At 70.5% G+C, this 23,837-nt stretch carries 22 protein-coding genes and 1 pseudogene; 12 read left to right on the top strand and 11 right to left on the bottom strand.

Annotated features, from left to right (window positions below; all coding sequences use genetic code 11):
- On the top strand, positions 1-1,602 hold the full coding sequence (locus OIE74_RS02545) for an amidohydrolase (protein WP_329377926.1): 1,602 nt from the start codon (positions 1-3) through the stop codon (positions 1,600-1,602).
- A gap of 86 nt (positions 1,603-1,688) precedes the next feature.
- Positions 1,689-2,222: a GNAT family N-acetyltransferase gene (locus tag OIE74_RS02540; protein WP_443076005.1), complete on the top strand. Its 534-nt coding sequence runs from the start codon at positions 1,689-1,691 to the stop codon at positions 2,220-2,222.
- Between the two features lie 55 nt (positions 2,223-2,277).
- Here the strand turns inward: OIE74_RS02540 and argB are convergent, their stop codons facing one another.
- Positions 2,278-3,168, bottom strand: coding sequence for an acetylglutamate kinase (argB, locus tag OIE74_RS02535; protein ID WP_443076004.1), 891 nt, complete (start codon positions 3,166-3,168; stop codon positions 2,278-2,280).
- Positions 3,169-3,378: 210 nt separating this feature from the next.
- Between argB and OIE74_RS02530 the strand changes: the two genes are divergently transcribed.
- Together OIE74_RS02530 and OIE74_RS02525 are read left to right on the top strand one after the other, a co-directional pair.
- Positions 3,379-3,753 carry a hypothetical protein gene (locus OIE74_RS02530; protein ID WP_329377924.1) on the top strand — a complete coding sequence of 125 codons (375 nt, stop codon included), beginning with the start codon at positions 3,379-3,381 and terminating at the stop codon, positions 3,751-3,753.
- Positions 3,754-3,802: 49 nt separating this feature from the next.
- The gene (locus tag OIE74_RS02525) at positions 3,803-4,171 is read left to right on the top strand and encodes a hypothetical protein (protein ID WP_329377923.1); all 369 of its coding nucleotides are present in this window, start codon (positions 3,803-3,805) and stop codon (positions 4,169-4,171) included.
- 68 nt (positions 4,172-4,239) lie between these two features.
- On the opposite strand, the gene OIE74_RS02520 is transcribed toward OIE74_RS02525, so the two are convergent.
- Complete coding sequence (locus OIE74_RS02520; protein WP_329377922.1) at positions 4,240-4,977, bottom strand: SDR family oxidoreductase; 738 nt, start codon at positions 4,975-4,977, stop codon at positions 4,240-4,242.
- Positions 4,978-5,124: 147 nt separating this feature from the next.
- Here OIE74_RS02520 and OIE74_RS02515 point away from each other — a divergent pair, with 147 nt between their 5' ends.
- From OIE74_RS02515 to hpnR, 3 genes are all read left to right on the top strand, one after another.
- On the top strand, positions 5,125-5,700 hold the full coding sequence (locus tag OIE74_RS02515; RefSeq protein WP_329377920.1) for a TetR/AcrR family transcriptional regulator: 576 nt from the start codon (positions 5,125-5,127) through the stop codon (positions 5,698-5,700).
- Between the two features lie 190 nt (positions 5,701-5,890).
- The gene (locus OIE74_RS02510) at positions 5,891-7,063 is read left to right on the top strand and encodes an aromatic ring-hydroxylating dioxygenase subunit alpha (protein WP_329377917.1); all 1,173 of its coding nucleotides are present in this window, start codon (positions 5,891-5,893) and stop codon (positions 7,061-7,063) included.
- Between the two features lie 70 nt (positions 7,064-7,133).
- On the top strand, positions 7,134-8,645 hold the full coding sequence (gene hpnR, locus OIE74_RS02505) for a hopanoid C-3 methylase HpnR (RefSeq protein WP_329377915.1): 1,512 nt from the start codon (positions 7,134-7,136) through the stop codon (positions 8,643-8,645).
- Positions 8,646-8,929: 284 nt separating this feature from the next.
- Here the strand turns inward: hpnR and OIE74_RS02500 are convergent, their stop codons facing one another.
- Positions 8,930-9,454 carry an NUDIX hydrolase gene (locus OIE74_RS02500; RefSeq protein ID WP_329377913.1) on the bottom strand — a complete coding sequence of 175 codons (525 nt, stop codon included), beginning with the start codon at positions 9,452-9,454 and terminating at the stop codon, positions 8,930-8,932.
- 75 nt (positions 9,455-9,529) lie between these two features.
- Entirely contained in the window at positions 9,530-10,117 is a 588-nt protein-coding gene (locus OIE74_RS02495) for a TetR/AcrR family transcriptional regulator (protein WP_329377911.1), read from the bottom strand.
- Between the two features lie 72 nt (positions 10,118-10,189).
- Between OIE74_RS02495 and OIE74_RS02490 the strand changes: the two genes are divergently transcribed.
- The gene (locus OIE74_RS02490; protein WP_329377909.1) at positions 10,190-11,035 is read left to right on the top strand and encodes an SDR family NAD(P)-dependent oxidoreductase; all 846 of its coding nucleotides are present in this window, start codon (positions 10,190-10,192) and stop codon (positions 11,033-11,035) included.
- Between the two features lie 178 nt (positions 11,036-11,213).
- Positions 11,214-11,582: a CAP domain-containing protein gene (locus OIE74_RS02485; protein ID WP_329377907.1), complete on the top strand. Its 369-nt coding sequence runs from the start codon at positions 11,214-11,216 to the stop codon at positions 11,580-11,582.
- 7 nt (positions 11,583-11,589) lie between these two features.
- Here the strand turns inward: OIE74_RS02485 and OIE74_RS02480 are convergent, their stop codons facing one another.
- The 3 genes from OIE74_RS02480 to OIE74_RS02470 all read right to left on the bottom strand — a co-directional run bounded on the left by OIE74_RS02480 (position 11,590) and on the right by OIE74_RS02470 (position 14,510).
- Positions 11,590-12,162 (bottom strand): TetR/AcrR family transcriptional regulator, encoded by a 573-nt coding sequence (locus OIE74_RS02480; protein ID WP_329377905.1) that lies wholly within the window; start codon positions 12,160-12,162, stop codon positions 11,590-11,592.
- Positions 12,163-12,308: 146 nt separating this feature from the next.
- Complete coding sequence (locus tag OIE74_RS02475) at positions 12,309-13,535, bottom strand: MFS transporter (protein WP_329377904.1); 1,227 nt, start codon at positions 13,533-13,535, stop codon at positions 12,309-12,311.
- A 57-nt stretch (positions 13,536-13,592) separates the two neighbouring features.
- On the bottom strand, positions 13,593-14,510 hold the full coding sequence (locus tag OIE74_RS02470; protein WP_329377902.1) for an AraC family transcriptional regulator: 918 nt from the start codon (positions 14,508-14,510) through the stop codon (positions 13,593-13,595).
- Between the two features lie 163 nt (positions 14,511-14,673).
- On the opposite strand from OIE74_RS02470, the gene OIE74_RS02465 reads away from it, so the two are divergent.
- Both OIE74_RS02465 and OIE74_RS02460 read left to right on the top strand, forming a co-directional pair.
- Positions 14,674-15,756 (top strand): aldo/keto reductase, encoded by a 1,083-nt coding sequence (locus OIE74_RS02465; protein WP_329377900.1) that lies wholly within the window; start codon positions 14,674-14,676, stop codon positions 15,754-15,756.
- A 131-nt stretch (positions 15,757-15,887) separates the two neighbouring features.
- Positions 15,888-16,609: pseudogene (locus OIE74_RS02460) on the top strand (UdgX family uracil-DNA binding protein).
- 78 nt (positions 16,610-16,687) lie between these two features.
- Here OIE74_RS02460 and OIE74_RS02455 read toward each other — a convergent pair.
- Both OIE74_RS02455 and OIE74_RS02450 read right to left on the bottom strand, forming a co-directional pair.
- Positions 16,688-17,824 carry a PQQ-dependent sugar dehydrogenase gene (locus tag OIE74_RS02455; RefSeq protein WP_329377898.1) on the bottom strand — a complete coding sequence of 379 codons (1,137 nt, stop codon included), beginning with the start codon at positions 17,822-17,824 and terminating at the stop codon, positions 16,688-16,690.
- A gap of 229 nt (positions 17,825-18,053) precedes the next feature.
- Positions 18,054-19,487, bottom strand: a complete 1,434-nt coding sequence (locus tag OIE74_RS02450) for an aldehyde dehydrogenase family protein (RefSeq protein WP_329377896.1) — start codon at positions 19,485-19,487, stop codon at positions 18,054-18,056.
- 168 nt (positions 19,488-19,655) lie between these two features.
- On the opposite strand from OIE74_RS02450, the gene OIE74_RS02445 reads away from it, so the two are divergent.
- The gene (locus OIE74_RS02445; RefSeq protein ID WP_329377894.1) at positions 19,656-20,489 is read left to right on the top strand and encodes a helix-turn-helix transcriptional regulator; all 834 of its coding nucleotides are present in this window, start codon (positions 19,656-19,658) and stop codon (positions 20,487-20,489) included.
- 19 nt (positions 20,490-20,508) lie between these two features.
- Here OIE74_RS02445 and OIE74_RS02440 read toward each other — a convergent pair whose 3' ends face one another.
- Both OIE74_RS02440 and OIE74_RS02435 read right to left on the bottom strand, forming a co-directional pair.
- Positions 20,509-20,889: a 6-pyruvoyl trahydropterin synthase family protein gene (locus OIE74_RS02440; protein WP_329392141.1), complete on the bottom strand. Its 381-nt coding sequence runs from the start codon at positions 20,887-20,889 to the stop codon at positions 20,509-20,511.
- A gap of 58 nt (positions 20,890-20,947) precedes the next feature.
- A complete protein-coding gene (locus OIE74_RS02435; protein ID WP_329377892.1) occupies positions 20,948-23,662 on the bottom strand; it encodes an ATP-binding protein in 2,715 nt (904 codons plus the stop codon).
- Positions 23,663-23,837: the final 175 nt, after the last annotated feature.

The following is a 23,837-nucleotide window of genomic DNA, read 5'->3' as shown; positions in this document are numbered from 1 at the left end:
ATGCTCTGCGCCAGACTGACGAACGCGCGCTTCCTCACCATGGATCCGGACCACCCCGTCGCCCATGACCTGGGCATCTGGCGGGGCCGGATCGTGGGTCTGGACGAGGCCGTGACCTCGCTGCCCGCGCGTGAGGTGATCGACCTTCAGGGCGCCACCGTGCTGCCCGGGTTCATCGACGCCCATGTCCATCTGGCCTGGGCGGGGCTGAAGGAGAACACCCCGAGCGTCGCGGGCCTCACCCGGATCGACGACGTGCTCGCCGTCGTGGCCGGGGCCGTCGCCCGGGAGCGCTCACCGGGCGCCTGGGTGAGCGTCGCGGGCTACGACCAGCGGGCTCTCGGCCGTCATCTGACCGCCGCCGAACTGGACATGGTCAGCCTCGGGCACAAGGTGTTCCTGCTGCACGACTCGGGGCACGGCTGCGTGGTCAACTCCGCCGTTCTCGCGCTGCTTCCCGCCGGCCTTCCGCACGAGAACGGCTTCCTCGCCGAGGGCGCCATGGGCGCCGCCCGCGCCCTGCGGCCGCCCCACACCCAGCGGGAACTCGCGGAGGCGATCGGGCGCGCCGGCCGGACCTGTCTGGCCGAGGGGGTCACCGCCTGCGCCGAGGCCGGTATCGGCGGCACCCTCTTCGGCCACAGTCCCGTCGAGCTGGGTGCCTACCAACTCGCCCGCGAAGAAGGCCTGTTGCCGCTGCGGGTGCAGCTCATGGTGGCCGCCGAGCGGCTGCGTCCGGCCGCCGGGCACGAGGCCGACGGCATTCCCCGGGCGCTCGACCTCGGCCTGCGCACGGGGTTCGGCGACGGGCGGCTCTCCCTCGGCGCGCTGAAGGTCTACACGGATGGCGGGATGATGGCCCGGACCGCCGCGCTCGGCGACCCGTACGAAGGACTCGGCCACACCGGCCAGTTGCAGGACGACCCGGACGTGCTCGCCGACACCATCGTGGACGGGCATCTCGCCGGCTGGCAGCTCGCCGTCCACGCCATCGGCGACCGCGCGGCCCAACTCGCCCTGGACGCCCTGGAGCGGGCCCAGCGCCTGCGGCCGCGTCCTGGCGCCAGGCACCGGGTCGAACACGCGGGACTGATCCGCCCCGACCAGCTCCCACGCTTCGCGCGGCTCGGGCTCAGCGCCGTCGTCCAGCCCGGCTTCCTCCGGTACTTCGGGGACGACTACGCGGCGGTCATGGGCGCGGAACGGGCTCCGTGGCTCTACCGGGGCAGGGCCTTCCTGGACCACGGCATCCCCCTCGTCGGCAGCTCCGACCGGCCCGTCACGGACGGATCCCCGCTGCGAGCGGTGCAGTTCATGGTCGAACGCGCCTCCGAGTCGGGGCAGTTGATCGGCCCGGACGAGGGCATCACCGTGGCCGAGGCACTGCACGCCTACACGGTCGCCGGCGCCTTCGCCTGCCACTGGGAGGAGTACGTGGGAAGTCTCACCCCGGGCAAGTTCGCCGATCTGGTGGTGCTCGGGGACGACCCCCGGCGCGTCGACACCTCCCGTATCGGAGACATCGAGGTGGTGGCGGCGTACGTCGACGGCAGCCCGACGGAGAAGACGGCCGTCGCTGCCCCGAACTGGACTCGCAAGTAAGGTAAGGCTAACCTAATCTCGTTTGTTCGTCGGAGTGACACGGCGTCAAGCCGCTTCTCCGATCGTGGAACCGAGGAAGGAAAGCCTTGATCACGGCTACGCCGCCCGCCCCGCTGCCGCCCGCGCCGTACGCGCCCCTCGCGCCGACGCCCTCCGTACGCCCCGCCCGCGCGCAGGACGCGCCCGCTCTCGCCGCGCTGTCCCAACCCTTCGTGCGATCAGGGGCGTTGCGGGAACGGCCCGCTTCGCTCTACGCCGCCCACGCCGCCGACTTCCTCGTGACGCAGGGCCGCCCCGGAGGCCCGCTCGACGGCTGCGTGGGCCTGCGCGTGCACCCGGCGGGTCCGGGGGAGGGCGGTCGCGGAGCGGTGGGCGTTCTCTACAACTTCTGCGTGGCCGGGCGGCGGCAGGGGCACGGAGTGGGGGCCGCGCTCCTGCGTTCCGTGCTGGCCGTGGCGCGCGCCCGGTCGCTGGGCGCGCTGTACACGGCGACGACCGGCGGCGGTGGCCTGTTCCTCCGGTACGGCTTCGCGCCCACGACGGCGCTTCTGGCGCCTGTGTCGTGGGCCGAGTCCCTGGACCCCCGGCGTAACGCGCGGATCCTTACGAAGGCTCTGTGACCTCGACGGTCAACTCCCCGGCTCGTTCGGCCTGTTCGGCAGGGCGGGCCGGGGATCAGCCGGTGCCGGGAACCACCGTGGTGCCGGGGCCGGTCGTGTCGAGCACGCCTCGCAGTACGGCGTGCGGCACACGCCCGTCCAGCACATGGGCCCGTCCCACACCGCCTCGGACGGCCCGCAGGCAGCCCTCCATCTTCGGCAGCATCCCGCCCGCCAGCCCCGGCAGCATCCCGTCCAGCGCGTCGGCGGTCACGCGCCCGATCACCTCGGTGCTGTGCGGCCAGTTCTCGTACAGCCCCGCCACGTCGGTGAGCATCACCAGGCGCTCGGCGCCGAGAGCCACGGCCAGGGCTGAGGCCGCGAGATCGGCGTTGACGTTGTAGACCTCTCCGCCCTCACCGCGGGCCACCGGGGAGACCACCGGGATATGGCCGTCCTCCAGGAGGGCGTGCACCATGCCCGGGTTCACGTCCACGATGTCGCCCACGAGGCCGATGTCGACCGGCCGGCCGTTCACCCTGGCCGGCCGTCGTACGGCCGCCATCGTGTGCGCGTCCTCACCGGTCATGCCCACGGCGAAGGGAGGCCCGCAGGCGTTGATGTGGCCGACCAGCTCCCGTTGGACCCTGCCCGCCAGCACCATGCGTACGACATCCATGGTCTCCGGCGTGGTCACCCGCAGGCCCGCCTCGAACCGCGTCTCCAGGCCGAGGCGGTCGAGCATCGCGCTGATCTGCGGGCCGCCGCCGTGCACGACGACCGGGCGCAGGCCCGCGTGCCACAACTCCACGACGTCCTGGGCGAATGTGCGCCGCAGCTCGGTGTCCACCATGGCGTTGCCGCCGAACTTGACGACGACGACGGCGCCGGCCCGGCTCAGGCCGGTACTCGTACCGTTCACGAGCTGTACGTGCTCCGGCAGGGTCGTCGCGGCCCGTTCGGTCATGGTCTCCGGCTCCAGTGGTGTCGGTGGGTAGAGGGGCAGGCTGCGGGAGACCCCGTCCAAGCGTTCATTAGCTTAGCCTAACCTAAATTACAACTCGGTCCTCGCCTTGGCCGGTTACGGGCTCCCCTTGCCTTGTTGAAGATGCAACCATTGGCCGGTCTCGGCCATGGGCCCGAGCGCTCGCCCCAACTCCCCACGAAGGCGGACCACATGACCCTGCGTATGCTCCGACCCACCGGAACCGCCGCCGCTGTGACGGCCGGCGCTCTGCTCGGCCTGCTGGCCGCGGCACCCTCCGCGACGGCGAGCGCGCCGGCCGGTGAGGCCTCCTTCTACACAGGAGCCCAGCAGACCGGGGACGAGACGGCGGTCGACCTGGACGCGGCCGGCGTCTGCCAGTCACTGACGCGGTCGGCCCTGTCGGCGGTCAATCTGTCCGACCGGAACATCGAAGTCTTCTTCCGCCCGGACTGCGAGACCGGAACACCCGCCGCGGCCGGCGACATCTACTACGTACTCGGCAGCCTCCACACCGGGTCGTTCCCCTTCCCGGCCCTGAGCTACCGGGTACGGCCCGCGGTCTGAGCCGACCTCGGCGGAACCGATCCCCATGCGGGCCGCGTCTGTCGCTGGCATGGGCGGATATCCAGCGGGACGGGACCTGAGCACCACTTCACGGACGGCCGGCGGTGCCGGATGTCTCCTCTCCGTCCTCGGTGCGGCGGCGGCGCCGCTCGTATGGGCACCACAGGCGCAGCTGAGTATCGAGGGCGGGTTCGAGGGCAGCGCCCGTGATCTGAGCGTGCTCTATGTCGACCTCCCGCTCATCGCGCTCGGCGGCGCTCTGCTGCCTCTCCTGGCCTGGGCCCTGACCAGGCGTTGGACGGGCAGGCCCTGGGTCGCGGTACTCGTCGCCGTGACCGCGCTCGCGCTCGGGATCTGGGGCCTCACCCAGTGGTGGACCCCACGGCACGGAGACCCGGGCGACGCCCTCGGCATCTGACCCCGGCGGCCCGGCTGCCGCACCGTTTCGGTGGCCGGGACGGAGGCGGACCGCGAGGATCGGCGGCGTCAGGCCTGCGCGGTGGGCCGGACGACGATCTCGTTGATGTCGACATCGTCGGGCTGCTCGATCGCGTAACCGATCGCGGACGCGATGGCGGAGGGCGGGATGGCGATCTCGTCGCGCAGCCGGACATGCGCCGCCGCCACTTCGGGACTCGCCCCCTTCCCCACGCCCTCGGTGTTGGTGAACCCTGGGGAGACGAGAGTGACGCGCAGGTCGGGTCCCGACTCCTGCCGCAGGCCCTCGGTCAGTACCTTCACCGCCGTCTTGGTGGCCGCGTAGACGCCCTGCGGGGCTTTCACGACGTAGGCCGCGGTGGAGGAGACGTTGACGAACTGGCCCGAGTGCTGCCGCCGGAAGACGGGGAGCGCCGCCCCGATACCGTTCAGCAGGCCGGTGACATGCGTCGCGACCATGGCGTCCCAGTCGTCCTGGCGCAGCTCGTCGAAGGGTGACACCGCCATCGTGCCGGCGTTGGAGACCAGGACATCGAGCCGGCCGAACCGGTCAACCGCCGTGTCCGTCAGCCGCCGGAGGTCCTCGCGGCGCGTCACATCGACGACGACCCCGACAGCCGAGCCGCCCCGCGCCGTGATCCGGTCCACCACCGACGTCAGTCGGTCCTCCCGTCGGGCCCCGAGCACGAGCCGGGCCCCTTTCTCGGCGAGCCAGGTCGCCGTCGCCGCACCGATGCCGCTGCTTGCGCCGGTGATCGCGACGACCTTGCCCTCGATCCCTGACATGATCAGCTTCCTTCCAGGGGTGATGTACGCAGGTCAGCCCATGACCTAGAGTGGAAGTGGAGGCGTCACCACTTATCGCAAGACTAAGTGGGCGCGCCCCCGTTTAGCAAGTCGATGTGGGACCGGAGAGGGGAACGGCGACCGCTGATGGCCGACAGCGCACAACAACGCCCGTTGCGAGCCGACGCGCGACGTAACAGGAACAAGATCCTCGCGGCCGCGGTGCGCGTGTTCGCCGAGGAGGGGCTGGACGCGCATCTGGAGCGCATCGCCAGGGAGGCGGGTGTGGGCAGCGCGACCCTGTACCGCAACTTCCCCACCCGGGAGGCCCTGATCGAGGCGGTCTACCGCAACGAGGTGGCCCAGCTCTGCGACGCGGTCCCCGGTCTGCTCGCGGCGCAGCCGCCGTACGAGGCCCTGCGCGCCTGGACCCGTCTCTTCCTGGACTACGTCACCGCCAAATTCGGCATGGCCGACGCTCTGCGTGCCATCGCCGCGACGGGAAACAACCCCTACGGCCGGAGCCGGGACATGATCCGGGCCGCCATCACCGACCTGATGGACGCGTGTGTGGCCGCCGGGGAGATCCGTACCGACATCAGCCCCGCCGACCTGAGCGCCGCCCTCGAAGGAATCGCCCTCACCTCGGCGAGCCCCGACCAACGGCCGCGCGCGGAACGCCTGTTGGACCTCACCCTGGACGGCCTGAAGGTCCGCTCGTAGGGCGCCGTTCGTCGAGGCTGTTCGAGCGGCGTCGCTCCGGTCACCCGACCGGACGCGCTGGGCAGGGCCCCGGCGGCCGCGGGCCGCCAGGATGGACCGTGCCGGGCCCCCTCCGCCGCATGGGCGAGGTCGGTGGTGCCCGGCGTACGTGTGACGTCCGTGCACCGGTGCCCCCGCGTGAGGGAGAGGTATGACCGAGACCGAATCCGAGAGGGCCGGGAGCGGTCGGCCCTCGGCGCAGCCCGGCCCGATTCCCGTACCCGACCTCCGGCTCGTCGGGGCCCACCCGGATTTCTGGTACCCCGTCGCGCTGACCAAGAAGGTGCGCAGGAGGCGGGTGCTCGCCACCGCGTTCGCCGGTGAACGCATCGCGCTCTACCGCGGGGACAGCGGCACCGTCTACGCGATCGAGGACCGGTGCGCCCACCGCCAGGTGCCGCTCAGCATGGGCGTCGTGGAGGGCGAGAAGCTCCGTTGCTGCTACCACGCGTGGGCGTATCGCGGCGACGGCCGTATCTCGCAGATCCCGTATCTGTCCAAAGGCGACGGGCGCCCGCCGCGTGGCGTACGCGGTTACCCCGTCCGTGAGGCGTACGGCCTGGTGTACGTCTTCCCCGGCGACCCGGAGAAGGCGGTGGCCACCCCGCTGCCCGAGCTGCCGGCCTTCGGCTCGCCGAAGTACCGGACCATGACCTTCTCCCGGACCGTGCGCTGCCACTACTCGTTCATGCACGAGAACCTGCTCGACATGAACCACCAGTTCCTCCACCGTGGCGTCGTCGGCAAGCTCCACCCCGAGCTGCTCGGATACGAGACCGACGCACGGTCTGTGGAGGCCAGGTACCTGTTCACCCACACCGGGGGGAAACGGAACCGGGGCGCCGGCCTGCTGGCCAACGAGGGCATCGGCGGAGGCAACTCCAGCGACGTCATGACCATCCGCACCGGATACCCGTACCAGACGCTCGACCTGGTCCCGGAGGGCGCCGACCATCCCGCCTTCCGTCTCTGGGTCGCGTACGTCCCCGAGGACGCGGAGCAGCGCAGGTGTCACGCCTACGGCCTTCTCATGATCGAGAAGCCGGGCATTCCCGGCGCCCTCCAGCTGGCCTGGCCGCTCATCAGGCGCTTCACCGAGCGGGTGTTCGCGGAGGACCGCCTGGCCGTCGAGGCCGAGCAGCGGGCGTGGGACGAGCAGGGCAGGGACCTCAACCACGAGATCTTCCCCCTGATCCTCGATCTCCGTGAGGTGCTGCGCACCAACGGCGTCCCCATCGACCCCCGGGCCGCGGCCTGTGGCAACGCCGCGGCGTGCGACGGCCGGGACCCGCCCCTCGGGGACCGCCCTGCGGCGCGCCGCTGAGATCTGACGGATAAACAGGGATGAAATGCATGGATGTATTCATTTCGTAGTCGGCGGCGGGAGAACTGAGATGCGCGTGATGCTCGTTCACCCGAGTGCGCTGATGTATTCGGAGATCTTTCTGCGGCTGGAGCCCCTGGGCCTGGAACGCGTCGCCGCGGCGGCCCGCAACGTGGGCCACGAGGTCCGGGTGGTGGACCTGCAGGTGCTCTCCCGCTCGTTCCTCGACCGGGAGATGGCCGAATTCGCCCCGGAGGCGCTGGGCATCTCACTGAACTACCTCGCGAATGTCCCCGAGGCGATCGAGATCGCGCACCAGGCCAAGGCCATGTTCCCCGGGTGCTTCGTCTTCTTCGGCGGGCACAGCATCTCGTTCATCGCCGAGCATGTGCTGGCGCAGGCCGACGGAGCGGTCGACGCGATCGTCAGAGGAGAAGGCGAGCCCGCCGTCCCGCTCCTGCTGGACGCGGCACGGGACGGCGGACTGAAGTCGGTCCCCGGCGTCGTCTGCGCGGAGGGCCGGGGACCGGCCCCCAAGTTGCTGGACACCCTGGACGAGCCTCTGCCGGCCCGCGACCTGATGCGCAAACGCAACCGTTACTTCATCGGCGAGCTCGACCCGTGCGCCTCCATCGAGTTCACCCGCGGCTGCCCCTGGGACTGCTCGTTCTGCTCCGCGTGGACGTTCTACGGGCGCAGTTACCGCAAGGCGTCCCCGCAGGCCGCCGGGGCGGAGATGGCGTCGATCCGGGAACCGAACGTCTTCATCGTCGACGACGTGGCGTTCATCCGGCCCGAGCACGGCCACGGCATCGCCGCCGAACTGGAACGCCGCAAGATCCGCAAGCGCTACTACCTGGAGACCCGCAGCGATGTGCTCCTGCGGAACACGGAGGTCTTCGAACGGTGGGCGCGGCTGGGACTGCGCTACATGTTCCTGGGCATGGAGGCGATCGACGCCGAAGGGCTCGATCTCTACCGCAAGCGCGTCACCCCGGACGACAACTTCCGGGCCCTGGAGCTGGCGCGCGGCATGGGCATCGTGGTGGCCATCAACCTGATCGTCGATCCCGCGTGGGACGAGGAACGGTTCCGGGTGGTACGCGAATTCGCGCTCGCCGTACCGGAGATCGTGCACCTCACCGTGATGACGCCCTATCCCGGCACCGAGATCTGGCACACGGAGGCCCGCCAGCTCACGACACGTGACTACCGGCTCTTCGACATCCAGCACGCCGTCGTTCCCACCACGCTCCCCCTGGACGTCTTCTACCGCGAACTGGTGCGCACCCAGGCGGTCATCAACCGCAAACACCTGGGCCTGCGCACCGCGTTCGGCGCGCTGGGCGTACTCGGCCGCAACCTGATGCGCGGCCAGACCAACTTCGCCCGCATGCTCTGGAAGTTCGGCAGCGTCTACAACGTCCAGCGCCAACTCGCCGACCACCAGCGGCATGTGCGGTACGAACTGCCGCTGCCCCCCGCCCGCGAAGCCCCTGTCGGCCGGGAGGAGCTGTACATCCACACGAAGGCGGCCACCCACTCCCGCCGCCAGGCCGACCCGGAGCCCGAGCCCGGCTGACGCAGCAGGACGGCGTGGACGCCGTCAAACGGCAAGTCGCAAGGGGACGCCCGCCGGTCCGGTCATGATCCCCGTGTCGAAACCGGCCCTCGCGGCCCGCTCGACGAGCTCACAGGAGATGTCGCGGTCGCGCATCACGTAGAGCTGGAACGAGTCGCGGCCGTGTGGGTTGGCCGCCTTGACGTCGCGAACGCCGGCGCGGACGGACCGCCCAGGATCTCCCGGGACGTGTCGACGGGCCCGCCCCCCCAGGGACGGGCCCGCGAAGATCCGCCGGACAGGACCTAGCGAGCCTGGGAGGCGAGGAGCAGGGCCGTCGCGCTGGCGGCGTCGGTGATCTCTCCCGTACGCACCGCCGCGACCGCGTCCGGCAGCGGACGCCGGTGGACGGTCATGCCGGCTTCCGCTCCGTCCCTGCGCATCGTGCCGGGCCGCAGATCGGTGGCGAGCATGAGGTGGGTGCGGGCGGTGGTGAGGCCGGGCAAGGGGTCGATCACGCCCAGTGTGTCCACGTGCGCGGCGGTCAGTCCCGTCTCCTCCTCCAGCTCGCGCAGGGCGGCCCGGTAGGGGTTCTCCCCGTCCGTACCGCCGCCGGGCAGATGAAGCATCCGGCGGCGCTGGAGGTAGAAGTCGTCCTCGACCAGGACGACTTGGCCGTCGGCGTCGAGTGCGACGACGCGTACGCCGTCATCGACCGAGACATGTTCGTACACGCCGGCCGTACCGTCCGGCAGACGCACCGCGTCCCGACGTACCGTCAGAACCGGCCCCCGGTGCACGATTTCCGACCCCAGCCGCTGCCACCCCATACCGGGGATTCTGCCACGTGAACTCGCCCTGTTCTCAGGGGGCTTCTGCCCAGGGAATGCGCCGGGCAGGCGGGCTCAGGCTCGGAGCGCCGCGACCGCGTCGTCGAAGAGCTGTACGGGGTCGGCCGCTCCGTCGGATTCGCACCACGCGTCGACCGCCGCGTCGAGGCAGGCGAGTGCCGCCGCGACGAAGGCGCGGGCCCGGGGGTCGGGCGTGGCCGAGTCGGGCAGGCCGAGACGGCGCTGGATGTCGGGGGCGAGCAGGACCTGCCAGCGCAGGTGCTTCTCCAGATGCCTCGCCCGCAACGAGGGCGCTTCGTGGTACATCCGGGCGACCGTGAGCCCGTCCGTCTCCATGCCCTTCTCCGCATGGAGGGCGAGGAATGCGGCCCGGATCGCCGCCCAGGCGGGCTCCTCGGCCGGACGTGCCTCCAACGCGGCGCGCACCGTCTCGCCGAGGGCCTCGGTGTCGCCGAGAACGAGGTCTTCCTTGCTGCCGAAGTAGTGGAAGAACGAGCGACGGGAGATGCCGGACGACGTGGCGATCTGGTCGACCGTGGTCGCGTCGAAGCCGTTCTCCGCGAAGAGGCGCATCGCTGTTTCCGTGATCTCCGCCCGGACCGCACGCCGCGTGCGCTCGCGAAGACTGGGTGGTTCGGCCATTCACCCAGCCTATGTCATTCGCACTCAGTTCGCTTCTTGCACTCAGTGCAAGTATTTGCCTATGGTGCAGCCATGACCGCTATCGACTACGCGCACCAGACCACCGTCGTCACCGGCGCGAGCTCCGGAATAGGCGCGGCCTTCGCCCGCGAACTCGCACGCCGCGGCTCCCACGTCGTGCTGGTGGCCCGCCGGCTCGACCGCCTGGATGCGCTCGCCTCCGAACTCCGTGAGGCGCACGGCATCCGGGCCACCCCGATCGCCGTCGACCTCGGCGAGCCGAGAGCGGGCCGGGCACTCGCCGCCGCTCTGGCCGAGCGGCGGATATCCGTCACCGGCCTGGTGAACAACGCCGGATTCGCCACCGACAACGCCTTCCACGACGAAGATCCCGAGCGCCTCACCGACGAGATCAACGTGAACGTGGCGAACCTCGTCGACATCACGCGCGCACTCGTCGAACCGCTGCGCGCCGCCGGCACCGGCATTCTCGTCAATGTCGCGAGCATGGCGGCTTACACACCGGCCCCGGGCATGGCGGTCTACGCGGCGAGCAAGGCGTTCGTACTCAACTTCACCGAGGCCCTGTGGTTCGAATCCCGGGAAACCGGCCTGCGCGTCCTCTGTCTCGCACCCGGCCTCACCCGCACGGAGTTCTTCGACACTCTCAGCGGCGGCACCTACAGGGGCAGGTACCAGACCCCGGAGCAGGTGGTCGGGACCGCCATGCGGGTGCTCGACCGCGGCCGGCGTCCGAGCGTGGCGTCAGGGCGGCTCAACGCGCTCACCACGGCGCTTCCCCGCCTCTTCACCCGGCGGCGCACAGTGATCGTCAGCGGCGCGATCTCAGCCCGTTCGGGCGCAGCACAGGTCACTCGTCGGGGCTCGTCCGCATCGCCGGGGACCCGGAGTCGTTGAGTTCGGGAGAGGGGCGGATGGTCGCCGGGGTACGTCTGCCGCACCCCGAAACGAGGAGGAGAGAGCCATTTCAGTTTCCCGTTCTCTGGGCGCGGTTCTGGCCGCCGCCACCGTGGCCCTCGCGTTGTCGGCCGCCCCCGCGGGGTCGGCGCGCTCGCCGCGGGTCACCGTCATCAAGTTGACCAATGAGGAACGCGCCAGGGCCGGCTGCCCGGAACTGAACAACGACGTCGCCCTCGGCAGGGCCGCCCAGCGGCACTCCATGGACATGGCCAGGAACGACTTCGTCGGCCACACCGGTTCGCACGGCAGCACCATGCGGACCAGGGCGCAGGACGCCGGCTACTTCCGGTGGAGGTCGCTCGCGGAGAACGTCGCCGCGGGTCAGCGGAGCCCCGCGGCGGTGGTCAGGAGCTGGATGGAGTCGCCGGACCACCGGGCGAACATCCTCAACTGCTCGCTCACCCACATGGGCGTCGGCTACGTGAATAAGGGCGGCACCGCCCACGGCAGGTACTGGACGCAGGACTTCGGCAAGAAGCCCTGACCACCTCTCAGTCGCTCCCGGTCCGCCCTTCGGGTGCGGTGACGCGGGTGATACGGGTGATGGCCTCCAGCGTCAGTTCGCGGTCGTGTGGTTCACGCGCCAGGGCACGGTGGAGTGCCAGCCCCTCGATGAGGGCGTCGAGTTGACGGGCGGTGGCCGGGTCGAAGTGCCGTTCCAGGTGGACGCGGCTGCGGCGCATCCACTCATGGGTGAGTTCCCGGTACTCCGGCCGCCGCGCGGCGAGGGTGTAGAGCTCCTGGGTGAGGACGAGGTCGCGCTGCGGCCCCTCGGACAGGATATGGACGAGGTCGGCCACGGCCGCCCTCGCCTGATCGCGGTCGGCCGGGGCGGACAGATGGGCGTCGAAGACCGCGACGATGTGATCGGTGAACTGCCCGAAGGCTTCGCGCAGCAACTCGTCCATGCCGCTGAAGTGGTACGTCATCGACCCCAGGGGCACGCCCGCCCGCGCGGCGATCTTGCGGTGGGAGACGCGGGCGAGGCCCTCCTCGGCGATGAGGTCGAGGGTGGCGGCGATGATGCGTTCGCGGCGCCGCGGGTCGGTGTGTCCGGTGGCCATGTGGCTTCAGAGGGTACGGGCGGAGCGGCAGGCGCCGACGTGGTTCCGCGCCCGAACCGGGTCCGTACATGGGTCTGTGCGCGGGTCTCGCCCGAAGTGATCCATCGGCATGGATGCGAACGTACACCCTGGGGCCTGTCCTCGAATCAGGCAGGCCCCCGCCGCCGGGGCCCCAGCACCCCGCCGAGCAGGATCACCAGCAGGCCTGCGAAAGGCACCACCAGCAGGCCTACCCGAAGACTCGTCGCGTCGGCGACGAGCCCGACGGCCGGTGGCGAGAGCAGGAAGCCCAGCCGCATCAGCCAGGAGACGATCGTCAGCCCCGACCCGGGCTTGAGACCCGGCAGTTCATCGGCCTCGTGCATCGCCGCGGGCACCAGCGTCGCCACCCCGAACCCGGCCGCCGCGAACCCGAGGATCGTTCCGCTCGCCGTCGGTACCGCCAGGGCCAGGCCCATACCGACCGCGGCGATCAGCCCGCCGGAGCGTGCGACCGTACGCTGCCCGAACCGGTCGACCAGCCTGTCACCGATCATGCGGCCCACGAACTGTGCCCCGACCAGGGCGATGTAGCCGGAGGCCGCCAGCGTCCCCGAGGCATGCAGCGAGTCCGAGAGATAGAGCGCGGCCCAGGAGCTGCCCGCGTCCTCGACAAGCGCGCCGGCCGCCGCGATGAGGACGAGCGCCGCCAGGACGTAAGCGGTACGCGGATGCGCTTTCGTACGCTCCTCCCGCCGTGGCACCGACTCCGCGGCCTCCGCGTCCGTCCCCTCCACGGCCGGTTCGGTGTCGGGCCCGGTCAGACAGAACCGCAGGGCGACACAGGCCGCGATCCCGAACACCACGCCGGAGATCAGCAGATGCTGCCCCCGCGACAGGCCGAGCGCGATCGCCCCCGCGGCCATCGAGCCTCCGAGGACCGCGCCGATGGACCAGATGGCGTGGAAGGAGTTGATGATCGAGCGGCCGTAACGGCGCTGCACCCGCAGCCCGTGGGCGTTCTGCGCCACATCGGTGATCGCGTCCATCGCCCCGGCCAGGAACAGCGCTGTCGCGAAGAGCACCACGGAGTTGGCCGTACCGGCGGCCAGCACACCCACGCCGGTCAGCACTGTGCCGGCCACGGCCACGCGCCCGGACCCCAGCCGGCGGATGAGCACCCCCGCCGCGAGACCGGCCGCGATGGCGCCCGCCGGGAAGGCCGCGACGGCCAGTCCGTAGGCCGCGTTACCGATGCCGAGGTCCGCCTTGATCTGCGGAAAGCGCGGCAGGAGATTGGCGAACAGCGCCCCGTTGGTGAGGAACAGCACGGCCACACCCGCCCGAGCCTGCCGCTCGGCCGGGGCAGGCGGGCGCAGCACGTCAACAGTCATGAGCGCGAGCGTACAGCCAGAGCGTACGAACGTACACTCGTCTGCTGGAGCGGTCTCCTACGGCAGCCGTCGGCCTTCGACAGGACCGGCCGCGGCGTGCAGGCGTGCCGCGTCGCGGCCGGGCGGTGCGCCGAAGAGCCTGCGGTACTCGCGCGTGAACTGGGACTGGCTGTCGTAACCGACCAGGTGCCCGGCGCCCGCGACGTCGTTCGGCTGGGCGAGCAGCAGGGAACGGGCCTCCTGGAGCCGGATGAGTTTCTGGAACTGCAGCGGACTGGTCGCGGTGATCGTGCGGAAGTGCCGGTGGAACGCCGAGGCGCTCATCCCGGCGAGCCGGGCGAGGTCGTCGATGCGCAGGGGCTCGGCGTAGTTGTCGCGGATCCACTGGACCGCCCGGTTGATATGGGTCAGATTGCTGTCGGGCAGACCGATCTGGCGGATCATGCCGCCGTGTGGCCCGGAGAGCAGCCGCCACAGAATCTCCCGCTCGATCAGCGGAGCGAGTACCGGCGCGTCGGCGGGGTGATCGAGCAGCCGCACCAGCCGGGTCACGGCGTCGAGCAGTTCGCGGCCGGCTTCCCCGGTGGCGATGGCCGGTGGTGCGGCGGCGCCGCGCGTACGGCGCTGGGCCGTGCTCTCCAGCAGCAGCGGCGTGATCGCGCCCGGCGGCAGCACGAGTCCCAGACCGAGGGAGGGATGGTCGGGGCGGGCACCGAGGAAGTGGCCGCTGACCGGGAGATCGGTGGTGACGATCAGATACTGGCCCGCCCGGTACTCGTACACCTCGTCACCGAGCAGAAGCCGCTTGCCGCCCTGGGCCATGATCACCAGGAGCGGCTCGGTCAGCGAATGATGCGGTTCGACGGTCTCGACCCGGGACAGCAGCAGCCCGTCGATCGTGGAACCTCCGTCCGCGCGCGCGTGGGACGCGATCAGCGTCCTGAGTTCGTCGAGCAGTTCGGTCGTGGTGGCCATGCGCTCCACGAAAGCACTCCAGGCCGGTCCGGGCAAGCCTGATCCGGGCGAACTCGGCAGGATCGTGCAAGAGTCCGAGCGGATCGGTCTACACCCGCCCGCCCCGTGTGAGGTGTGCTGGAGGTGTTCGTTCCTGTACGTCATCCAGCAAAAGGCGGAACTCATGTCACTCGACCATTACGTCACCCTCGGCCGCTCGGGACTGCGGGTCAGCCCCTTCGCACTGGGCGCCATGACCTTCGGGCAGGACCCCGGGGGCGCGGGCTGCAGCGTGGCGGAGTCGGAGAAGATCCTGACCGCCTACCTGGACCGGGGCGGGAACTTCATCGACACCGCGAACTTCTACACCAACGGCCACTCCGAGAAGATTCTCGGGGACTACTTCGCCGCGCACCCCGGGCTGCGTTCGCACACCGTGCTGGCGTCCAAGTTCTTCTTCAACATGTTCCCCGGGGACCCCAACGGCGGCGGCGCGGGCCGTGGGTCGATCACCGCCCAGCTCGACGAGTCGCTGCGCCGGCTGGGCACCGACTATCTGGACCTGTACTGGTTGCACAACTGGGACCGCGACACCCCGATCGAGGAAACCATGCGGACCCTCGACGACCTCGTACGGGCGGGCAAGATCCGCTATATCGGGTTCTCCAACGTGCCCGCGTGGGTCACCGCGCAGGCGCAGACCATGGCCCAGCTCAGGGGCTGGACCCCGCTGATCGCGCTTCAGGTCGAGTACTCGCTGCTGGCCCGCACCGTGGAGGGCGAGATCGCCCCGCTGGCACGGGACCAGGGAATGACCCTGGTGCCCTGGAGCCCTCTGAAGAACGGCTTCCTCTCCGGCAAGTACCGGCGCGGCGCCGAGGTCACCGACTCCGCGCGCAGCGCGTTCGTCGGCGGGCCCAGTGAGTCGGAGTACGCGGTCATCGACACGGTGGCCGCCATCGCCGACGAACTGGGCACCAGCTCCGCCGCGGTGTCCCTCGCCTGGCTGCGGGCCCGGGAGGGCAGCGTCGTACCGATCGTGGGAGCCCGTCGCGTGGAGCACCTGGAGAACAATCTCGTCGCCCTGGAGACCACGCTCAGCCCGGAACACGTACGCGCCCTGGACGAGGCCTCCGTGCCGACGCTCGACTACCCGGCGCCCATGCACGGCGGGCAGCGCGCGATGCTTCAGTTCGCCGGGACCACGGTGGACGGCCAGGAATCCGCCGTGTATCCGCCGCTGCTCCAGAGCGACGTCCGCTACTGAGAGGTCGGGGACCGCACTGACCGGTCACACCGCCGCAGTACGGCGTCTCGCCGTGCGGGCCCCGTCCGCCGGCCGTACGGTCGGCGACGTGGGCCGAGGTCCGCCCGCCGACCCCGGAGGTGAGCCGGAGCATGACGTCCACGAGCGGCACCGATGAGAACCCAGATGAGAACGCCGAGCGGAACGACGCGGAGCGTTACGACCCGGAGCGTTACGACGCCGAGCCCTTCCTGCCCGACCGCGGCGGCCTTCCCGCGCACCGGCGGGCCGCCGCCGACTGCCACGGCTGCCCCCTCTACGAGGACGCGACGGGCACGGTCTTCGGATCGGGTACGAGTTCGGCACGGCTCATGCTCGTCGGCGAGGAGCCCGGGGACCAGGAGGACCGGCAGGGCCGGCCGTTCGTCGGTCCGGCCGGGCATCTGCTGAGGCGGGCGCTGAAGGAGACGGGGCTCGACGAGGAGCCGGCGTATCTCACCAACGCGGTGAAGCACTTCAAGTTCACCCGCTTCGGGCGGAGCAGGCGGCGTATCCACAAACCGCCGAGTCTGCGCGAGACGGTTGCCTGCCGCCCATGGCTCGACGCCGAACTGCGCCTGGTGAGGCCCGAGATGGTGGTGGGGCTCGGCGCCGTCGCCGTTCGGTCACTGCTGGGTCCCTCGTTCCGGGTGACGAAGGACCGGGGGAGTACGGTCCCGCTGCCTCCTCCCCGGGGAGCGAGGCGACGCGGGCGGAACAGGCAACGGTCCTCATCACGTTGCACCCGTCCGCGGTTCTGCGCTCCGACGATCGTGAGGCGGCCTACGCCGGGTTTCTGGCCGACCTGCGGGTGGCGGCTCGCGCGCTGCGCTGAGCGGATCAGGCCCGGCGCCGATGTCCCGGCACCGGGCCTGTCCGGTGTTCAGCTGTCAGGACGCCGCGGAAGCGGTGCTCACGCGGGGTCGATACGCGAGATGCTGCCGCCGAGCGTGAGCACGTACAGCTCTCGGTCGCCGCCCTGGACGAATGAGATGACCTCGCCGGGGTTGACCCCGAGGTCGCCCTGGCCGGTCACCTTGCCGTTCTTGAGCTTCAGGGTGCGGACCGTGCCGTCGCAGTAGTCGCTGTAGAGGTACTGCCCCCTGAGTCCAGGGATCGCCGATCCGCGGTAGACGAAGCCGCCGGTCACCGAGCAGCCGAGCCCGAGCCGGTCGTACTCGTACACCGGCGGCACATGGTTCGCGGGCTCCGTGCCGCCGCGGAAGGGGTGGGTGCCTTCCATCGACGCCCAGCCGTAGTTCTCGCCACCGTCGCTCTTCGCCGAGGCCCAGTCGATCTCCTCCCAGTCGCTCTGGCCGACGTCGCCGATCAGCATGTCGCCGGTGCCCGCGTCGAAGGAGAAGCGCCAGGGGTTGCGGAGGCCGTACGCCCAGATCTCGTCCCTGGCGTTCGGGTCGCCCACGAACGGGTTGTCCGCCGGGATCGCGTAGGGCTTCGCGCCGTTCGGGTCGATGCGCAGCATTTTGCCGAGCAGCGTGTCGAGCTTCTGCCCGTTGCCGTGCGGGTCCCCGCCCGCGCCGCCGTCGCCCAGCGCGATGTAGAGGTAACCGTCGGGGCCGAACTTGATGTCGCCGCCGTTGTGGTTCTCGTACGGCTGCGTCTGGGTGATGACGGTGCGCCGGGTGTTCGGCTGGATCTTTCCGTACCGCATCGTGAACTCGTCCACGGTGCTGGTGCCTTCGAGATCCGTGTACGAGATGTAGAAGTGCTTCTGGCCCTTGTCGAACGCGATGCCCAGCAGGCCGCGTTCACCGTCGGTGGTGGTCTCGGCGGAGATGTCGAGGACCGGTCTTCCGAGTCCCTGTGCGCCCAAGACCCGTACAGTACCCGCGCGTTCGGCGATCCAGACCTGGCCACCCGGACCGGCGGTGCCGGCGATCGGATTCTGGGCCGTGGCCACTTGAGTCAACTCGACTCCGGCCGCCTCGCGTGAGGCGGCGGGCTCGTCGGCGGACGCTGTGGTGAGGGCGAGAGAAGCGACGAGGCAGACGGCGCTGATGATCACCGAGCTTCTGGTGCGAACTTTCACCGTGACTCCTAGAGGCGGCGAACGGGGGAGGTGACCCGGCTGCTCGGGGCAGAGTTCTTGGGCATCGCCCGCGCACCAGCACGCAACCCGGGTGTGGGGATCGTTGGCTTACTGGCCACGGATGAATTTACAGGGACCGGGGCAGTTGGCCTAGACCAATGCCCCGGCCATTTACAGCCGTTCGCTTTCCGTCACCGGCGGTTCAATGCCGGCGTTCAGCACCGGCTGTTCAGCGCTGGATCGCCTTGGTCTCCAGGAACTCCTCCAGGCCCTGGCGGCCGTACTCACGGCCGTTGCCGGACTGCTTGTAGCCGCCGAACGGGGCGAAGGGGTTGAACCGCGCGCCGTTGATGTCGACCTGTCCGGTGCGCATGCGCCGGGCGACGGCCATGGCGTGCTCCTCCTCGCCGAACACAGCGCCGGTGAGGCCGTAGATCGTGCTGTTGGCGATCTCCACGGCGTGGTCGTCGTCCGTGTAGGGGATGACCGCCAGGACCGGGCCGAAGATCTCCTCCTGGGCGATCACCGACCCCGGGTCGACGTCGGCGAAGATCGTGGGCCTCACGTACGCACCGCCGGTCAGGCCGTCGGGGCGGCCGAGGCCGCCGAGGACCAGGGTGGCGCCGTCGGCGATGCCCCGCTCGATGTACGCGGTGACGCGTTCGCGCTGCGTCTCGGAGGCCAGCGGCCCCAGGCGTACGCTCTCGTCGGCCGGGTCGCCGACCGTGTACTCGGCGGCGGCCTCCCGCAGCAGGCCGACGACCTGGTCGTGCAGTTCTGCGGGGACGAGCATCCGGCTGTACGCGCCGCAGACCTGGCCGTTGTTGGCCCAGGCGACGGCAAGACCGCCGGTGACGGCGGCCTTCAGATCGGCGTCCGGCAGGATGATGTTCGCGGACTTGCCGCCGAGCTCCAGGGCGACCCGCTTGACCGTCTCGGACGCGACGGCGGAGACGCGCCTCCCCGCCCGGGTCGAACCGGTGAAGGACACCATGTCCACGCGCGGGTGTGCGGCCAGCGCCTCGCCGACCACCTGGCCGGTGCCGTGCACGACGTTGAACACTCCGGCGGGCAGCCCGGCCTCGGCGGTGACCTCGGCGAAGATCCGCGCCGCCAGCGGGGCGGCCTCGGCCGGCTTGAGGACCACGGAATTGCCCGCGAGCAGGGCCGGGACCACCTTGGTGACGATCTGCTGGACGGGGAAGTTCCACGGCACGATCGCCGCGACCACGCCGACCGGCTCCCGCACGATCAGCGAGTTCGCGATCTCCTCGGTCCACGGGAACTTCTCCGCGACGTCGGCGAGGGCGGCGACCGTCATCGGGGGCAGGGCGACGGCCAGCGTGCCCGTCAGGGAGCGCGCGGCGCCCATCTCTGCGGTCATGGCGGCGGCGATCTCCTCACCGCGCCGCTCCAGACCCGCGCCCATGCGCCGTACGACAGCGGCGCGTTCGGCCGGGTCGGTCGCCGCCCACCCCGGGAAGGCGGCGTTCGCCGCCGCCACGGCGCGGTCGGCGTCGGCCGCCGTGCCGTCGGGGACGGCGGCGACGACATCGCCGGTGGCGGGGTTGACGACCTCGATCAAGGGACCGTCGAAGGGGACGGCGCGGCCGTCGATCCAGTGGGCGGGGGAGGGGAAGGTGAGTGCGCTGTCGGTGTTCATGACTGCGAGCGTCACAAGGTCCGGGAAGCGCAACCAGGGACAGAGTGTCCCGTGATCCAGGTCACGCCGGGGGAATACACCTCACCCTAGCCGCGCTGACAGCAGAGGGTGATCATGCCGCTAGGCCACCGGGGCCGAATGGCATGTCAGCGAGAGGAGTGTGGGCGCATGGACCGCGCCGACCTGGCCGACTTCCTGCGCACCCGGCGCGAGGGCCTCCAGCCCGAGGACGTGGGGCTGCCCCGTACGCGGCGCCGGCGCACCGGCGGTCTGCGCCGTGAGGAGGTCGCCCACCTCAGCAACATGTCGACGGACTACTACACCCGTATCGAGCAGCAGCGCGGGCCACGCCCCTCCGAGCAGATGCTCTCGGCCATCGCACGCGCCCTGCGGCTCTCCCCGGCGGAATACGACCACCTGTGCCGCCTGGCCGGATACCCCACCCCCCGGCGTGTCCCGCGCACCGACCGCATCAACCCCGGGATGCTGGCGGTCTTCGAGCGCATGGAGGACACCCCGGCGCAGATCTTCAACCGCCTCGGCGAGACCCTCGCCCAGAACCGGCTCTCCACGCTCCTCTTCGGCGACCAGACCCGGTACACCGGACCCCGGCGCGCCCTGGCCTACCGCTGGTTCACCGACCCCGCGGCACGGAGCCTCCTCCCGCCCGAGGACCACGCCAGGCACGGCCGTACGATCACCGCCCAACTGCTGGCCACACACACCCGCGCCCCGGCCGACCCCCGCACAGCCGCCCTCGTCGGCGAACTGCTCGGAACCAGCCAGGAGTTCGCCGCGATCTGGAGCGAACACCCGGTCATCGGCCCGTACTGCGACCCCAAGCACATCGACCACCCCCGGATCGGCTCCCTGGAACTGCACGGCCAGACTCTGCTCGACCCGGACGACTCCCAGCTCCTCACGGTCTTCACCGCACCACCCGGCACGGAGAGCCACGAGAAACTGAAGTCCCTCCCGGTCCTTCACGACCAACTGGTCTAAGCGCGGGGGCCGTTCCCCGCTAGGGCGTGTTCCGGCGTGGCTCCACCCGGTAGACGGCCCACGTCCTGGGTGTCTCCGACACCCACACTGCGGTCAGTTCGGGATACTCCCCGGACCACTGGCTGAAGATCCACAGCGCGATGTTCTCGGCCGACGTGGAGACGTCCATGACGTCGTTGAGATGCCGGTGGTCGAGGGTCTCGTCCAGCCAGGTCTTGAACCTGTCCAGGTCTCCGTAGTCCCGTACGAAACCGGCGTCGGTCAAGTCGTCGGGATGCGCCGCCAGTTCCATGACGACGACGTAGTTGTGCCCGTGCATACGGGCGCACTGGTGCCACGAGGGCAGCACGTCCAGGACGTGCCCGGCCGAGAAGTGGAACTGCTTGCTGATGGTGACCATGCCCGCCGCACCGAGCCTCAACTGCCCGGCGGGTGTTCCGCTGTGATCGTGCATACCCTCATCCACCGCCCAGTTGGCCCGGTTCGCCCAGTTCACCCAGCGTGATCGCCAGGTTGAGCGGCTCCTCCATGAATTCCCGCCGCATCTCGTCGTTGTTGAGACTGCCCGCCTTCTCCGCCACCTTCTCCCGGGCCTGCTCCAGCAACGCCATCGCCTCCGCGTCGGCACCGACCGCGGCGAGGCTCCGGGCGGCGTGATAGAAGACTTCCTCGCTCCGCAGCGCCGGCATGTCACCGCTCTGGTCGAGGAGTTGGACGGCCTGCCGGGCGAAGTCCGCGGCGTCCGCCGTCTCACTCTGCCTCAGCTTGATCCGCCCACGCAGGGAAAGGGCCGCGATCTCGCTGCGGAGCATTCCCGTACGCCGGGTCTCGACCACCGTCTCGCTCGCCAGCCGGTCGCTTGCCGCGAGTGCCTCCGCGCCGCTCCGCGAGGTCGCGCTGCCTTGCGCCGTGTCCAGCAACACCTGGGCGTACACGTTTCGGACGATCGGTACGAGGTTGATGAGCCAGGTGCGCTCGGTCTCCAGCCAGGCCTCTTCGATCAGCCTCAGGCTCTCGTCCCGTCCGCCCGGATCCTTGGCCCGCAGGTGGGCGAGCAAGGCCGTGTTGTAGGCGTGCCAGCCGCTGTCGCCTCCCCGGGCCGATTCCATTTCCCGCGCCTCTTCCAGCACCGTCGCGGCGGCCTGGAATCTGCCGATCCCTATCTGGACCTGCGCCAAGTAGTTGAGGGCGATGGGGAGTTCGGCGTGCAGCGGCTCCTCGCGCAGACGGTCGGTGCAGCGCTGGAGGCGGCCGAGCGCGTCGGCGAGACGTCCGTGGTCGAAGAGCGTGATGCCGAGCTGCATCTCGTTGAGGTTCCGGGCGTGCTGGAGCACGGGATCGCCGCTGCCGCCGAGCCGGGGCTCGGACGCGTACAGACGCTCGGCCTCCGTCAACTGCTCCAGGCCTTCGCTGAGTTTGCGCTTGGACGCCTGCCGGCCGTACTCGACCTTGGCCACGAACAGGGCGACCGGGTCGTTCTGCCGCTCCGCGATACCGACCGCCTCGCGGAGCTTGTCCAGGGCCGGCATCAGTCCCTGGGTGGCGAGCAGGGTCTTGCCCCGCAGCAGCGTCGTACGGGCGATGAGCTCGGGAGCCTGACAGCGCTCCGCCGCCTCTTCGGCCTCGGCGGCCAACTCGTCGATCCCCGGCACCCCCTCAGGCCCGTGCTGTCCGCGCCAGCGGACCTCGGTCAGGGACAGCAACAGCTCGATGGCCTCGACCAGTTGACGGTCCCGCCCGGGTTCGCTCCGCGGAAGCGACCGGGCCGCGCTGATCGCCTTCTCGCAGTGGCGTTCGGCCTCGGCGAAGGACAGCCCGTCGATGGCGGCCGAGCGGGCCAGCGCGTAGTGCGCCCGTGCGGACGCGGCCAGACACTCGTACCCGCCCTGATCAAGGTGGTGGGCGATCTCCAGACGGCGCTCCAGGAGCGTCGAGTGGGGCCCCTCGGCGGACAGCGCCGCCGCGATGCGGGCGTGGCGGGAACGCCGCTGCTGTGGGCTCTGCTGGGTGTACAACACCTGCCGCAGGGCCCGGTGTTCGAACTGGTAGCAGTCCGACGCCTCGGCCTGCGCCCAGGCGGGCGGCTCGGCGGGGGAGATGAGCTGACGGGCCCCGGCGATCCTGCGCAGGCGTTCCATCACGCGGGGGTGGGGTGCGCCGACAGCCTCGGCCACCGGCCTGGACAGGAAGACCGCACCCTGGGTGGCCGCCGTGATGAGCAACTCCCTGTCCCCGTCGTCCAGTCGCCGCATGCGGTCCTCGACGACCCGGGACAGGCTCTCCGGCAGGATCACCTGGTCGCCGTCCGCCGGGTTCCACTCGTCGAGGCAGAGCTGGACGAAGATGGGATGACCGGCCGTCAGCAGATTCAGCCGCGCCGAGAGAGCGGGCGGGGCCAACGGGTGCCTGGACCGCACCAGTTCGTCCACCGCGTCGTCAGGGAGGCCGTCCAGCGAACGGCAGCGGATGAGGGATTCGCTCTCCCAGCGCCTCAGCAACTGCTCGACGCTCGCGGCTCCGGCGTCCGCAGCCTCACCGGTCGCATGGCTCAGTACGAGACTGATCGGCTCGCCGGGAATCGCCCGCAGAAGACGGTCCAGCACGAGCAGACTGCTGGGGTCGATGTTCTGGACGTCGTCGATCACCAGGATCACGGGTGGCCCCGACCGTGCCTGGTCGATGAGTGAATCGACGATCTGCGCGGCGGCTCCCTGCTGGAAGGGCAGGAGGGAATCGAAGGGCATGGAACCGGAGTTGAGGGCGGCCTCGGTGACCTCCCGTCCGATGGTCAGCACCGCGCCCAGTCCCGGGACGAGTGCGGACAGCAGTTCCGGGGCCGATGTGCTGACGCCTCTGCCCGCACCACCGAAAAGCCGGCGGAGCCCGCTGCGTTGTTCGGCCTGCGCGCCGAGTTTCAGGAGTACGTCGACCACCGGCCCGTACATGAGTCCCGGGCCGATCCCCGGGTGGCAGTGCGTCGTGATCACACGGCACTTCTCCCTGCCGGGCTCCGCTTGGCTCGCGCGCCGCGCGAACTCTCCCAGCAGGGACGACTTTCCTATCCCCGAGACCCCGTCGACAAGAAGCGCGCTTCCGCGGCCGGCGGCCAGCGCCAGCACCATGGAACGCAGCTCCTCCAACGGCTCCACACGGTCGACGAAAACGGTCCGCACGAGAGGCCCCCGTAAGTCAGTCTGCCGGTCGGTCAGCGCGCGTCCATCACTGTCCGCGCGCAGACGGCCACAGTAGAGCAACGGAACGGCCGGGCGCGATCTTCTCCGCGAGCCCGGTGTCGGCACCCGGAACGACTCAGGCTCCTCCGCTGGTACGTCCGGCGGCTCCCGCGGG

The sequence above is a fragment of the Streptomyces sp. NBC_01716 genome (assembly GCF_036248275.1).
In the GTDB taxonomy this organism is placed as follows: domain Bacteria; phylum Actinomycetota; class Actinomycetes; order Streptomycetales; family Streptomycetaceae; genus Streptomyces.
The sequence above is the reverse complement of the archived record's forward strand: the minus strand, read 5'-3'. Positions and strand labels throughout refer to the sequence as shown.

Bases quoted from the DNA above. Each gene is read 5' to 3' on its own strand.
- OIE74_RS02545 (WP_329377926.1), top strand. From the start codon at position 1: ATGCTCTGCGCCAGACTGACGAACGCGCGCTTCCTCACCATGGATCCG.
- argB (WP_443076004.1), bottom strand. From the start codon at position 3,168: ATGACCGAACGGGCCGCGACGACCCTGCCGGAGCACGTACAGCTCGTG.
- OIE74_RS02530 (WP_329377924.1), top strand. From the start codon at position 3,379: ATGACCCTGCGTATGCTCCGACCCACCGGAACCGCCGCCGCTGTGACG.
- OIE74_RS02525 (WP_329377923.1), top strand. From the start codon at position 3,803: ATGGGCGGATATCCAGCGGGACGGGACCTGAGCACCACTTCACGGACG.
- OIE74_RS02520 (WP_329377922.1), bottom strand. From the start codon at position 4,977: ATGTCAGGGATCGAGGGCAAGGTCGTCGCGATCACCGGCGCAAGCAGC.
- OIE74_RS02515 (WP_329377920.1), top strand. From the start codon at position 5,125: ATGGCCGACAGCGCACAACAACGCCCGTTGCGAGCCGACGCGCGACGT.
- OIE74_RS02510 (WP_329377917.1), top strand. From the start codon at position 5,891: ATGACCGAGACCGAATCCGAGAGGGCCGGGAGCGGTCGGCCCTCGGCG.
- hpnR (WP_329377915.1), top strand. From the start codon at position 7,134: ATGCGCGTGATGCTCGTTCACCCGAGTGCGCTGATGTATTCGGAGATC.
- OIE74_RS02500 (WP_329377913.1), bottom strand. From the start codon at position 9,454: ATGGGGTGGCAGCGGCTGGGGTCGGAAATCGTGCACCGGGGGCCGGTT.
- OIE74_RS02495 (WP_329377911.1), bottom strand. From the start codon at position 10,117: ATGGCCGAACCACCCAGTCTTCGCGAGCGCACGCGGCGTGCGGTCCGG.
- OIE74_RS02490 (WP_329377909.1), top strand. From the start codon at position 10,190: ATGACCGCTATCGACTACGCGCACCAGACCACCGTCGTCACCGGCGCG.
- OIE74_RS02480 (WP_329377905.1), bottom strand. From the start codon at position 12,162: ATGGCCACCGGACACACCGACCCGCGGCGCCGCGAACGCATCATCGCC.
- OIE74_RS02475 (WP_329377904.1), bottom strand. From the start codon at position 13,535: ATGACTGTTGACGTGCTGCGCCCGCCTGCCCCGGCCGAGCGGCAGGCT.
- OIE74_RS02470 (WP_329377902.1), bottom strand. From the start codon at position 14,510: ATGGCCACCACGACCGAACTGCTCGACGAACTCAGGACGCTGATCGCG.
- OIE74_RS02465 (WP_329377900.1), top strand. From the start codon at position 14,674: ATGTCACTCGACCATTACGTCACCCTCGGCCGCTCGGGACTGCGGGTC.
- OIE74_RS02450 (WP_329377896.1), bottom strand. From the start codon at position 19,487: ATGAACACCGACAGCGCACTCACCTTCCCCTCCCCCGCCCACTGGATC.
- OIE74_RS02445 (WP_329377894.1), top strand. From the start codon at position 19,656: ATGGACCGCGCCGACCTGGCCGACTTCCTGCGCACCCGGCGCGAGGGC.
- OIE74_RS02440 (WP_329392141.1), bottom strand. From the start codon at position 20,889: ATGGTCACCATCAGCAAGCAGTTCCACTTCTCGGCCGGGCACGTCCTG.